This is a genomic window from Methanolobus profundi (assembly GCF_900114835.1).
GTDB classification, from domain to species: Archaea; Halobacteriota; Methanosarcinia; order Methanosarcinales; family Methanosarcinaceae; genus Methanolobus; species Methanolobus profundi.
The window spans coordinates 1-13,059 of the sequence record NZ_FOUJ01000006.1; the positions used below are offsets into that span (position 1 = coordinate 1).

Annotated in this window: 14 protein-coding genes; 5 read left to right on the forward strand and 9 right to left on the reverse strand. The window is 43.5% G+C overall.

Going from position 1 to position 13,059, the window contains the following annotated elements:
* Positions 1-340 precede the first annotated feature (340 nt).
* From BM008_RS12235 to BM008_RS12245, 3 genes are all read right to left on the reverse strand, one after another.
* Entirely contained in the window at positions 341-2,566 is a 2,226-nt protein-coding gene (locus BM008_RS12235; protein WP_091937453.1) for an NADP-dependent isocitrate dehydrogenase, read from the reverse strand.
* Positions 2,567-2,812: 246 nt separating this feature from the next.
* Positions 2,813-3,046 (reverse strand): hypothetical protein, encoded by a 234-nt coding sequence (locus BM008_RS12240; protein WP_143072352.1) that lies wholly within the window; start codon positions 3,044-3,046, stop codon positions 2,813-2,815.
* A gap of 34 nt (positions 3,047-3,080) precedes the next feature.
* A complete protein-coding gene (locus BM008_RS12245; protein ID WP_143072353.1) occupies positions 3,081-3,344 on the reverse strand; it encodes a hypothetical protein in 264 nt (87 codons plus the stop codon).
* Between the two features lie 118 nt (positions 3,345-3,462).
* Between BM008_RS12245 and BM008_RS12250 the strand changes: the two genes are divergently transcribed.
* On the forward strand, positions 3,463-4,305 hold the full coding sequence (locus BM008_RS12250) for a TatD family hydrolase (protein ID WP_091937459.1): 843 nt from the start codon (positions 3,463-3,465) through the stop codon (positions 4,303-4,305).
* 22 nt (positions 4,306-4,327) lie between these two features.
* Here the strand turns inward: BM008_RS12250 and BM008_RS12255 are convergent, their stop codons facing one another.
* The 4 genes from BM008_RS12255 to BM008_RS12270 all read right to left on the reverse strand — a co-directional run bounded on the left by BM008_RS12255 (position 4,328) and on the right by BM008_RS12270 (position 7,110).
* Entirely contained in the window at positions 4,328-5,641 is a 1,314-nt protein-coding gene (locus tag BM008_RS12255; RefSeq protein ID WP_245748034.1) for a glycerate kinase type-2 family protein, read from the reverse strand.
* A 48-nt stretch (positions 5,642-5,689) separates the two neighbouring features.
* Positions 5,690-6,355: a YbhB/YbcL family Raf kinase inhibitor-like protein gene (locus BM008_RS12260; protein ID WP_245748045.1), complete on the reverse strand. Its 666-nt coding sequence runs from the start codon at positions 6,353-6,355 to the stop codon at positions 5,690-5,692.
* Positions 6,356-6,476: 121 nt separating this feature from the next.
* The gene (locus BM008_RS12265; RefSeq protein WP_091937463.1) at positions 6,477-6,662 is read right to left on the reverse strand and encodes a PspC domain-containing protein; all 186 of its coding nucleotides are present in this window, start codon (positions 6,660-6,662) and stop codon (positions 6,477-6,479) included.
* 91 nt (positions 6,663-6,753) lie between these two features.
* A complete protein-coding gene (locus BM008_RS12270) occupies positions 6,754-7,110 on the reverse strand; it encodes a winged helix-turn-helix transcriptional regulator (protein WP_091937465.1) in 357 nt (118 codons plus the stop codon).
* 91 nt (positions 7,111-7,201) lie between these two features.
* Here BM008_RS12270 and BM008_RS12275 point away from each other — a divergent pair, with 91 nt between their 5' ends.
* The 4 genes from BM008_RS12275 to BM008_RS12290 are packed head-to-tail and all read left to right on the forward strand — an operon-like array spanning position 7,202 to position 9,669.
* Complete coding sequence (locus BM008_RS12275; protein ID WP_091937467.1) at positions 7,202-7,861, forward strand: nitrite/sulfite reductase domain-containing protein; 660 nt, start codon at positions 7,202-7,204, stop codon at positions 7,859-7,861.
* Complete coding sequence (locus BM008_RS12280) at positions 7,830-8,288, forward strand: CGGC domain-containing protein (protein WP_342707582.1); 459 nt, start codon at positions 7,830-7,832, stop codon at positions 8,286-8,288. The genes BM008_RS12275 and BM008_RS12280 overlap by 32 nt, the downstream gene beginning before the upstream one ends.
* 27 nt (positions 8,289-8,315) lie before the next feature.
* The gene (locus tag BM008_RS12285) at positions 8,316-8,684 is read left to right on the forward strand and encodes an ATP-binding protein (protein ID WP_091937469.1); all 369 of its coding nucleotides are present in this window, start codon (positions 8,316-8,318) and stop codon (positions 8,682-8,684) included.
* 4 nt (positions 8,685-8,688) lie between these two features.
* A complete protein-coding gene (locus BM008_RS12290; RefSeq protein WP_091937471.1) occupies positions 8,689-9,669 on the forward strand; it encodes a formylmethanofuran dehydrogenase in 981 nt (326 codons plus the stop codon).
* A 2-nt stretch (positions 9,670-9,671) separates the two neighbouring features.
* On the opposite strand, the gene BM008_RS12295 is transcribed toward BM008_RS12290, so the two are convergent.
* Complete coding sequence (locus tag BM008_RS12295) at positions 9,672-11,315, reverse strand: sensor histidine kinase (RefSeq protein WP_177188061.1); 1,644 nt, start codon at positions 11,313-11,315, stop codon at positions 9,672-9,674.
* 170 nt (positions 11,316-11,485) lie between these two features.
* Positions 11,486-12,925: a pyruvate kinase gene (pyk, locus tag BM008_RS12300; RefSeq protein WP_091937475.1), complete on the reverse strand. Its 1,440-nt coding sequence runs from the start codon at positions 12,923-12,925 to the stop codon at positions 11,486-11,488.
* Positions 12,926-13,059: the final 134 nt, after the last annotated feature.

Here is a 13,059-nt window from a genome sequence, read left to right on the forward strand (position 1 = left end):
AAAGGTAACATCATATATATACATTCCCATACAAGGTCCCATTTCAGCACACTGACCAACAATACTGATGTTGAATATATGTGATCTTAGAACATTAGCAACCATTGATCGAAATCCAGATGATCCTGATAACCGATCACGTAATTCGATAGCAAGAAAAACAAATAGGATAGAACAAGCAGTGAACAAAAAAAAAACGGAACTAAAACAAAAGAGAGAAGACGCATCTGCCATCCCAACCCAAGCAGAAGTGGAAGCTTTAGCCTCCAGATCATATTGTTTGGATATGCTAAAAAGCCCCGGCCGAAACCAGGGCTTTCCTTTTGTTCTCACAATAGAATTAAATGGAATCGATGATCCCATTCAAGGTCGCACTAGGTCTCATGGCATGGGATCTCAACTCCTCGTCTGGAGCGTAGTATCCTTTGAGATCCACAGCTTTGCCCTGAGCATCTAACAACTCATTGGCGATCTTCTCTTCATTTTCCATCAAAGCTTTAGCTACAGGTTCAAAAATTGCTTTTAATTCGCTATCTTTCTCCTGATCGGCCAGAGCCTGAGCCCAATACATTGCCAGATAAAAATGAGATCCTCTGTTATCGATCTCATTCACTTTTCGGGAAGGAGATCTTCCGTTATCCAGAACCAGCTCTGTCGCTTTATCCAGTGTTTCTGCTAGAACCAGAGCTTTCGGATTATCATAACTGTTGCCCAGATGCTCCAGAGAAGCAGCTAAGGCTAGGAATTCTCCCAGGGAGTCCCAACGCAGGTGACCTTCCGATTCAAATTGCTGTACATGTTTGGGTGCCGAACCGCCAGCGCCTGTCTCGAAAAGTCCACCACCATTCATAAGAGGAACGATCGATAGCATTTTCGCACTGGTTCCCAATTCCAGAATGGGGAAGAGATCTGTCAGATAATCTCTCAAAACATTTCCAGTCACAGAGATCGTATCTTTGCCCTCGATAATTCTCTCCAATGAGAAACGGGTCGCTTCAACAGGGGATTTGATCAATAGTTCCAGACCATCAGTATCGTGATCTTTCAAGTATTTGTTCACTTTTTTAATGAGCTGTAAGTCGTGAGCCCTGTTCTCATCGAGCCAGAAGACTGCTGGATCACCTGTGGCTTTGGCTCGCTTGACAGCCAGCTTGATCCAGTCCTGAACAGGTGCATCTTTCACCTGACACATGCGGAAGATATCCCCTTCCTCTACCGGCTGTTCAATGAGTACACTATCGTTGTCATCGATAACCTGAACCTTTCCTGCACCAGTCATCTCAAAGGTCTTGTCATGTGAACCATATTCTTCAGCTTTTTGCGCCATAAGCCCCACATTGGAAACGCTTCCCATTTTTGATGGATCAAAAGCACCGTGTTTTTGACAGAACTCAATAGTTTCCTGATACACTCCCGAATAAGAGCGGTCTGGAATTATGGCTTTCATATCTTTCAGTTTACCGTCTGGTCCCCACATGCCGCCGGATGAGCGGATCGCTGCAGGCATGGAAGCGTCGACGATAACATCACTGGGAACATGGAGATTGGTAATTCCCTTATCGGAGTTGACCATAGCCAATGCCGGTCTTTTGGCATACACAGCTTCTATATCTGCTTTGATCTCAGCCTGTTTGTCTTCAGGCAGATCCTGGATCTTTGTATAGAGATCCCCCAGTCCGTTGTTGGGATCTACACCCAATTCTGAAAGCAGATCACCATATTTATCAAATATATCTTTAAAGAAGACCTTAACCACATGACCGAAGATAATAGGGTCGGAAACTTTCATCATTGTCGCTTTCAAATGAACCGAGAATAAGACATCCTTAGCTTTGGCATCTTCTATCTGTTCAGCCAGAAATGCCTGAAGCGCTTTTTTGTTCATAACAGATGCATCAATGATCTCTCCGGCCTGAAGAGGAGCTTTGTCTTTTAATAGTGTCTTATTACCAGCGTCATCTGTAAAGAGAATTCTGTAATTGGTAGCCTCTTCAATTTCAACAGATCTCTCACTACCGTAAAAATCTCCGCTGGTCATGCTGGCTACATGGGATCTGGAATCGGACTTCCATTCACCCATGGAATGAGGATGTTTTTTCGCATAATTCTTTACAGCTTTAGGAGCTCTGCGGTCAGAATTCCCTTCTCTGAGTACTGGGTTAACAGCACTGCCCTTGACAATATCGAATTTTGCTTTTATCGCCTTTTCTTCATCATTAGAAGGATCTTCGGGATAATCGGGCAGATCATACCCTTTAGCCTGGAGTTCTGCGACTGTCGCTTTGATCTGAGGAACTGAAGCGCTGATATTGGGTAGTTTGATAATGTTAGCTTCCGGAGTTAAGACCATCTCTCCCAATTCGGAAAGGGCATCAGAGATCTTCTGGTCCCCTGTCAGTCTTTCGGGAAACTGGGCAATGATCCTTCCCGCCAGGGAGATATCCTTCGTTTCCATAGTGATCCCGGCGTTTTTCACATAAGCCTGTACTATAGGCAGGAACGAACTGGTTGCCAAAGCCGGAGCTTCATCGGTTTTAGTGTAAATGATCGTAGATTTCTGTGACATGTTGATCCCTTTATCTGTAAATTAATATTGCTCAAAATCAATACGCATTTTAACAAATTGTAATTTGGCAGTCAGGGACTACTCAATCACCCTTGATCACTGCTGCTGATTTTGTCAAATTTCAACCTTCTGATAATTTTATATTATAAAATGCAAGCTAAGTACAAATTGCTTTATTGACGACAGCATCATATATATGTCATACCCAAAATGGAAACATAGGGCTAAAGTTACTCCAAAAGAGGATCAGGCATTTCCGAAAAGACCACTGAACTTTGCCAGGTCCAAAAGCCTTAGAAGGGTCACAACGACAACGAAAGTGAAACCAATTATCACAAGCACAAGAACAATAGCCCTTTGCAGAGAGACATCAGTATAGAGCAACATTGCAGAAGCAATGGATATAATGATCATCTGACCCAGTAATGACAGCAGACTAAGCCATACTGCCTTTTTCTTCAAAAAAAGACTCACATTCATAACTGGTATTGATGTTAAGGCAATTTATAGATATTTATCCATTATTGTGAACTTTCCATCCAATACCGGACATCTCTTGATCACGATATAAAAAAGGATGACGGAGGTCCTCTATCATTTCAACCAGCTTTTTCACAGTATATAGAGCAAGTAATGAGAAGAAAGCCAGATTGAGTGTCATGACTTTGATCCTGATAGGAGACACGTCATCAAATACAAGAGAGTTGAATGCAAAGAAGATCATGAAAAATTGCCCAAACAGGGACACATAGTAGCGCCTTACATCTCTATGTTCCAAAAATAACTCAGGATGCATATAATACAAATATACATTATAAGTATTTATAAATTACCACATAATTATTTTTATAATTTTTAACAGTAGAATTTTAGATAATAATAACATATGAAAGAACATGACACAAAGTTTCCCTATTACCGATGAACACATGCACATAGACCCAAGGGCCAAGGGTCTCAAAGCTGTAAAAGAATTCCAGAATAATGGCGGCACACACATATTCCTTGTGATGAAACCAAGCTGGACCCTTGGAATAAAGGTCACAAGACCTGAAGACCAGATCGCAGTCTTTGATGAAACGGTAGATATCTCACGTCAGATAAACGAAACAGGTGTAACATCCTTCCCTGTACTGGGAGTACATCCGGCTGAGATCACAAAGCTCACCGAATACATGGAACTTGAAAAAGCAGTGGAGACAATGAAAGGCGGTCTTGACATCGCAGCAGGATATGTGGAAAGAGGACTTGCAGTTGGCCTAAAGAGTGGAAGACCACACTACCCAGTTACCCCGGAAGTCTGGGATGCTTCCAACGAGATAATGGAATACGGATTCACGCTTGCCTCTGACCTTGATTGCGCAATACAGCTCCATACAGAGAGCGTAGGGGAGCCTGAACTTATAGATATAACTGAACGTGCCAAAAAGACAGGCATTAAACTCCACAGAGTTGTGAAGCATTATGCACCTCCACTGGTAGACGTATGTGAGCGTCTTGGAATATTCCCAGGCGTCCTGGCAGGAAAAGGAGCTATTGAAGAAGCACTTGAGCAGGGAACCCGTTTCATGATGGAGACCGACTACATCGATGACCCTGACAGACCCGGTGCCGTACTTGGTCCAAAGACCATACCCCGCAGAACCCTCAAACTTGCAGAGGAGTTCGGTGAAGAACCATTCTGGAAGATCCACAAAGAAAATCCCGAATATGTCTACGATGTGGATATAGAGATCTAAGTACGAAGACTGGAAAGCATACCTAGAAGCGGTCGACCAGAACTATGTAGATATCCATTACATTGGTCCCCGTTGGACCGGTCACTATAAGGTCCCCCGTTTCCTCGAAAAAGTAATGGGAATTATTGGCATATAGCTCCCGCCTCGCATCCAGTTGGAGGTCCTTTCCGCGTTGAAGTGTCATACCGTCGGCAAATGCTCCTGCACTGTCAGTGGTCCCGTCATTACCATCGGTCCCTGCGGCCAGCATAAGAACACCTTCAAGATCAGATACCTCGATGCCAAAGGACAAAGCCATTTCCTGGCATCTGCCACCATTGCCTTTTCCTTTCATTGTAACAGTTATCTCGCCACCCGCCAGGATACATGCCGGAAGAGGCAAAGGATCCTCCCTTAATCTTTCCTCACGTGCAATTGAAGCAAATACCTTCGCAACCTCCTTTGCCTCACCTATTACGGAAGAACTGAGAAGCATTGTATTATACCCTAGCTCACATGCTTTTGTTCTGGCCTCCTGAAGAGCCAGAGCATTATTCCCAACAAGATAATGGGAAGCCTTTTCAAATACAGGAGCACCAGCTTTTGGAGTCTCCTCTATAACACCCTCCAGACCATCCTCAAGTAATCCGGCAATTGCAGGGGACAAAGTAATATTGTACCTTGCAACGATCTCACTGAAATCAGAATAAGTGGAAGTGTCAGGTACGGTTGGCCCCGATGCGATCACATCAAGAGGATCACCTACAACATCCGAAAGGATAAGGCTTACAGATGCTGAAGGATAGGCCATCTTTGCAAGCCCACCTCCTTTAATAGAACAAATATGTTTTCTCACGGTGTTGAGCTCATCGATCGTGGCACCCCCGCGTATCAGACCATCTGTCAGTTTTACGACATCTGCTATCGATACACCCTTACGAGGAAGTGACACAAGTGCAGACCCACCGCCGGATATCAGGAAAAAAATAAGGTCATTCTCACCTGTACCCTCAAGGAAGTCATGTACGATCCTGCCGGCAGCCATACTACTTTCATCAGGAATAGGATGACCTGATTCATAGACCTCCATCTTACGAAGAGGGCTTCCAAATCCATGTTTTGTGATCGCAATACCTTTTGTCAAAGAGTCACCAAGGATATCCTCAACGGCCTTTGACATCGACACCGCAGCTTTCCCAAAGGCTATGCAATAGATATTATCATAATTAGAAAGATCATAGAATGTGTCGTTTATGACAACATTCCCATCCTCTTTTCTCATAGCCCTGTAAACACACAAAGAAGGATCTACAGCAGAGATAGCCTCAGACATTATTGCATACGCATCATTTCTCATATTACCGGCCATATGAACCACACATATAAAGGGAGAATTACCAGAGCTTTATGAACGACTGTAAAGACCCACCAGTTCACCATATGCCACTACATGTCCATCCATGGCATCTTCCACCAGGGACCGCTCAGAACCACTTTCAATATCGATCTCAGTATCGAGAGCATAGAATTTAAAGAAATACCTGTGAGTACCGGACGGAGGGCATGGACCTGTATATGATGCCTTACCCGCACCATTAGCACCCTCAACACCTGGAACGCTGTCCTCATCTATCTGCTCATCAGGACGTATGTTCCAGACGACCCAATGCGTGAATGTACCCATTGGAGCATCAGGATCATCCATTATCAACAACAATGAACCCACCCCATCAGGAATGTCAGATACTTCCAGTGCAGGATTGATATTCTCACTATCACAAGTATATAGTTCCGGTATCGTACTTCCATTTTCAAAAGCAGAGCTTGTTACCTTTAACTCAGCAACATGGGCATCATTGATCAACTCCTGAGGGACAGAAGGTTCATCCGGAGTAATGTTCACATCGTATGGATCAGGCACATCATCCGGTTCTTCAACAGCAGGTTCAACGCACCCCGACATAGGCAGCATGAAAAGAAATAGAATGATAACAGCAGTTATCCCAATAGAACTTTGAATGGACACGATGTTCTTTAACAGATGTGTCCCTGGACTATTGACCCCGGACATATTTCCCACAAGTAATACACTAATTGCACGCTATTTATTTTTTGTGGAGTGAAGGATCAGCAATAAGAAAAGATAGTGATAATAATTTATAGATAAGAAGTTACGGAAAGGTATTGAATACCTATTCCTCAGGGATAACGATCCATGCGATAAGATACACAAGAAGACCGGTACCCAGACTGAAAACAGTCCCAACCGCCCAGATCAGCCTGATAACTACCGGGTCAATATCAAGATAATTACCAAGACCGCTACAAACACCTGCGACCATCCTGTCGCCCATTGGACGTCTTAATTGTTTATCCATGCTTACCTCAATATATGATACATAGCTATTGGATAAAAATATTGAAGTTAACATATATGGCATTTACGAGACACAGTAAATACATGAGCAATTACAACTCACAGGTCTTGCAGTTGGTCCCGCCACAATCAGGGTTCTCGAACTGCCACTTAAGACCCCATTGCTTGATGTTCTGGAGAACGTGAAGGAATTCCTCGCCACTTTCAGTAAGAGTATATTCTGATCTGATAGGGAAGACCGAATCGTCAATGTTCTTGTCGACAAGACCATGCTCTTCCAATTCTTTCAGCCTGGTAGAAAGGGTCTTAGGGGTTACATCCTGTAGTTTATTCTTAAGCTCATTGAATCTCTTCTGCCTGTTCTCACCTTTGTACAGCTCATGAAGGATACACAGGGACCATTTTTTCCCAATGATATCCACCGTTTTATAGATAGTACAATCTTTCATAGTATCTTATAAGAAACCACCCAATATATAAGTGAGTATCCATAATATACCATTGTCCAGAAGAGAATTTTGGAAGAAGGAGTGAACAATAATGGCAAAAGATCTACTTGAAAAGGGAGCGATACTGCAGAGAGACCAGGAAACATACGCAATTGCACCACATTTGCCTGGTGGGGTTGTCTCAGCAGAACAGCTACGCAAGATCGCAGATGTCGCTGCAAAGTATGAGGCTGCAACATTGAAAGTAACCTCATCCCAGAGAGTTGCTATCGTAGGATTGAAAGAAGAGGATATCGATAAGGCCTGGGAAGACCTTGGAATTAAACCAGGTGCTGCCATTGGACTTTGTGTAAGAAGTATTAAGATATGTCCAGGTACCACATTCTGTAAGCGTGGACAGCAGGACGCCGTTGGTCTTGGGCTCAAGCTCGATGAGAAATATCACGGAATGCCACTTCCATCAAAGTTCAAGATGGCAGTTTCAGGATGTATGAACTCATGCTCAGAGCCAGCTATCAAAGATGTAGGCATCATGGGAACACCAAAGGGCTACACGGTCATGGTTGGTGGAAATGCAGCTATCAAACCAAGGCTTGCTGACATCATTGCAGACGAACTTTCAGAGGACGAAGTTCTCGAGCTTGTAGAAAAGATCGTTAGCTTCACCAAGACAAATGGTTCAAAGCACCGTCTTGGAAGAGTTATCGACGAGATAGGACTTGACAAGTTCAAGGCAGAGATCGGACTATAAGTTAAGATCAGAGGATCTTTCTTCAGGGGATGATACCCCTGTTTTTTCTTATTTTCAACATTCATTAAAAAACGGAGCTGGTATTATCGTAGATGTTGAACCTGTAACAAAGGTCGCAGTGATCAGATGCGACATAGTCTCGGAGGCATGCCCGGGCGTGGGATGTTTTATGGCATTCAATAAAAGGAGCATGCACTTCAAAGATTATGATGAGAACACTGAGATGGTTGCTTTTTTCACATGCGGAGGATGCTCAGGCCGCAGAATATACCGTCTGTTGAAGTCATTGAAGAAACGAGGTGTGGATGTTATTCACCTTAGCTCCTGTATGCAGATGGAGAACTATCCGAAATGTCCTCACATAGACGAGATCAAGAAAACAGTTGAAGATGCAGGAATTAAACTTGTAGAAGGAACACATCATTAATACACAGAACAAACAGGAGACGAAAGAATGGGCAAGAGACTGATAGTTAAGATCGATGAAGAAAAGTGTACAGGATGTGGAAAATGTGTTTCACCCTGTGCTGAAGGTGCCATACAGATAATCAATGGGAAAGCAAAGGTAGTCGCAGAAGAACTCTGTGACGGAATGGGATTCTGTATCGGAGTCTGTCCTGAAGATGCTATCACCATAGAGGAAAGGGAAGCTGTACCCTTTGACCTTAGAAAGGCCGAGGCACAGAAAAAGAAGACAGATGTTTCTATCCAGTGTTTCAGCTGTGGCTGTGGAGAACAGGGCAACTACCTGATGCCAGTCAGACATAATATGGAAAGCCTCTGGGTCTGCACAAGATGCCTGCCAAAACTTATCCACGGATGAGATAATGACCATCGAGATCGAGCTTGTCAAAGAGGTAGACCACCTCTGCGACTACACTTTCAATTTCCATTGGCATAATGAGGAACTTGATCCTGATTCAACGATACCAGACCAGAATGGTACTGAGTTCACTTACAGGGACCTTGTCAATGAACTGAAAGCTGACGGTGAGATCTACATAACAGGTGATGCAGGAAAGAACTTTGCCTACAGCATGGGTGCTGACATCAAGCACTTCGGAGGAAGCGGAGAGGCAGAGAGGACAGGAAGGATATTCATCACAGGGAATGTCGGAGCTGAGACCGGAATGGGCATGGTGGCCGGGACCCTGTATATCAAAGGCAATATCGAACAGCCTTTTGGCAACATCGTAGAACTTGTGTCTGATGCCGAAGGATTCCGGAAATTCCGTTCGACCACAGATATCCTGTGCAATGGTATCGGAAAGGATGAGCTCATAGATAATGAGTTCGACAAAGAACAGAACACACTTGTCCTTAAAGACAACATTCCCAGAGGAACGGTTGCTGCAAGATGCACCTGTGATGCAAAGGTGATCATCGAAGGTGATGCCTACAACGGAACCGGGCTGCTTGCAAAGAAGGCTACCATCATAGTGAATGGGAATGCAGGAATGAACACCGGTTCACACCTTAATGGAGGGACCGTTATCGTCCATGGTGATGTAGGCGAGTTTGCCGGTGCATACATGAAAGATGGAAAGCTCGTATTCATGAACGCCAAAGGATTCATCGGGGCGGAAATGGAAGGAGGAGCGATCTATTCCAGGAGCAGATCGAAGACAGGCCCACCTGCTGAAAAGTTCAGAATGAGCAGGGATGACAGCGTATTTATCAGAAAAGCCATGGATACGGGCAGGGTTGAATCAATGCTCTACAACAAATATGAAAAGGGCGAAGAAAAGCAGAAATATGCGGAGGTCAAAATGCGTGACGGGTCGATTGTCATGCGAAAGATAGACTGAACCTATGCTTTTTTGAGCATCACCCAGAATACAGAACCAGATCCTGACGGATTATCCTCGATACCAAGAGAACCATTGTGGATCTCAACTATCCTTTTTGCGATAGCAAGACCAAGACCACTGCCCTTGATACCCTTTTTATCAGCCCTTTTGAATCTCTCGAAAACATGTGGTTTGATGCCGTCAGGTATTCCATCACCCTCGTCAGTTACCATTATTTTCCAGGAATCACCTTCATCAAGAACTTCTATTTTGACAGTACTGCCCCGTGGACTGTATTTCAGAGCATTGGATATGAGATTAGAGAATACATCCTCGATTATATTGTTGACATGTGAAGGATATTCACCACATGACCTAAAGTCGAGTTTCATATCTTTTTCAGCAAATGCCAGGGAAAAACTATCAGCAACCATCCAGAGTATATTCCCAATATCCTGCACCTCGAATTCCACATCTGTATTAGATTCAAGCTTTGCAAGCTTTGAAGCAGAACCTATCATTGCTATCAAGTGATCGGTCTGCTCAATTATTATCTTCAGGGATTCTTTTTTCTCGATATCTGTTTCTTTTGAATATAATACATCACTGAATCCTTTAATGACATGGACCGGATTCATCAGATCATGCCTCATGATATCTGTGAAAAGGTCCTTGAGATCGTTCGATTCCTCAAGTCGTGCCTTTTTAGCTTTTTCCAGCTTCAGCCTTGAGTGCACTTCTACAATAACAAATAGCATGATTACAAGAACTAAGATATACCAGTACTGAACGAGCAACTGCGCAGGAGGTACTTTTCCATAATCGACATACAGACTGACCCTGAGATCTTTCATCAGATTGTCTGCGGGACTATAACTTGCCGGAACTGACCATCCAGTTGAATCAAGGGCAATAGCAGCATTACTATCAGGAGGCATGCTTAAAAGAGCTATAGATACTTTATTGGAGATAGTCTCAGGAGTTGAAGCAACCTTTCCAAACATCCAGTCAGGATAAAGGTCTGTGCTGACAAGTAGAGGATAGTCCACATACTCATTCTGATCAAGGACCTTGATATCTTTAATATCTATACTACCCTCAAGAACCATTTTTTCCAGAGCACCTGTTCTGACCGATCCTGCATCCACATCTCCATTGATCACAGAAAGGACCACTTTGTCATGGGTCTGGCCAAATGTCAGCTCACCGAGATCTTTTTTGTGATCAATGCCACTGTTCTTTAATTCACCCATTGGAACAAGGAATCCACCGAATGAATTTTCGCTGACAGCCATGAATGATGCCCCTTTGAGATCCTGCAAAGAATTTATATCATCCCGGTCAGACCTTGTGAAGATCACGCCACCAAGACCAGTATAAGAAGAATTGTTCCACGTTGGCTGAAAAGTTGCGATCCTGCCTGCTCCATGGAGCCGCGCCATTTCAACGTATACCATAGGATTCACATAGAAGAACTCGATATCTTCATTGGCTATAGCAAGAGTGACCTCATCATAATCAAGAGGAATTACTTCAAATGTAGTATTTGGAATATTGGTTGAGAGATATTCCGCAGTGGGGAGCCATTGATTCATAGTATCGTTCTTTTCGCCGTGGACAGAAAGGACACCTATTCTGTAAACGTCCGGTGCACAATCTGCCACTGGTAAAAAAATAGAATTAAAGATGATAAGAAATAGAACTAACCTTATAGGCGAGTACCCAAACCACATGTATTAAAGCCTCATGCAATACATGCAAATGTTACGTGTATGCAAATATTGCACAAATACTATCACATACACAATATAAAAAAGTTCCTAAAACATTCTCCTCATTTCACCTCTATGAACTTCAAAAGATTTGTACCACCTGGTTTACCATGGCCTGATACCTGACCCTGGGTCAATATCAGAAGGTCCCCTGACTCTATCATATTAGAAGTTTCAAGGAGATCCATTGTCATTTCTTCCCAGTCATCCACCTTTTCACTGGCCAGGACCGGATGAACAGCATATTGCATTGCCAGTTGTTCACATGTCAGCGGATAACGGCTGAATGCAAGTACCCAAACATCGGGTCTGAACCTTGAGATATGCCGGGGCGTCTCACCCGATACAGTAGGCGTTATCACAAAATGGACAGGGAGACTTCGAAGAGCATCATTGACCTGTATGGATATCATATCCTCCACAGTAGGATGCATCCGTTGGATAGCCTTCTTCATCATCTCAAGACCGATCGTGGTGTGGTCCCTCCACTTTTCAGTAGAATGAGCTATCATGGCCATCATCTGAACAGTCTCAACAGGGTATTTTCCCACCGCAGTCTCTGCTGACAACATTACTGCATCGGTCCCATCGATTATCGCATTTGCAACATCTGTTGCCTCTGCCCTTGTGGGTCTGATATTACCTGTCATCGACTCGAGCATCTGGGTAGCTGTTATAACCGGTGTGCTCATGAGGTTGGCCTTGTGTATGATATCTTTCTGTACTATCGGAACGTGCTGTATAGGTATCTCCACACCGAGATCACCCCTCGCGATCATTATAGCATCACTTTCCTTGAGGATCTCGTTGATGTTCTTCACAGCATTATCCCTTTCGATCTTTGAAACTATGAACACGTCCTTTCCCTGACTTGCTGCATAGTTACGTACCTGTATGACATCTTCCCGGGATTCGATAAATGAAAGACAGAATATACTAAGGCCTTCCTGAAGTCCGAAATCAACGATCTCCAGATCCCTCCCGGTTATTGGATTGACAAGTATCTTTGAGCCTGGCAGGTTGAGACCTTTCTTGGAAAATAGAGGCCCTCCAACAACAACATCACAATGGATATCTTCATCCACAACTGATTTGCAATCAAGCTGGATGAAGCCATCATTCAGATAGATAGGACTCCCTTCTGTAACACTCTCTGTTATCTGTTTATACTGAACTGGAATTACAGAGTCCGCGCCCTTAACATCCCGAGTGGTCAATACGACATGGGAACCCCTCTCAAGCATCATTGGTTCATTCTCAATTATTCCCACCCTGATCTTAGGTCCTGGAAGATCTGCCATGATAGCTACAACCTTGTTGAGCTCTTTCGCTATTTTCCTTATCCTTTTGATCATAATACGATGATCATCAAGATCCCCATGAGAGAAGTTAAGCCGGGCAACATCCATACCCGCCAGAATAAGTCTGCGCAACACATCCTCTGAGGATGAAGCAGGTCCGATAGTGCATACGATCTTTGTTTTGTGATCTGGTAGATCCATAATTGTTTCCCACCTATAATAATCAATGACAATTGGTCCTTAATAATCTATGGAACTGATTAAATTAAGACTTATTCAGAAGTATTCAAGTCAATATATATAGGATACATAGTTAAAAATATTTAAACTAATAA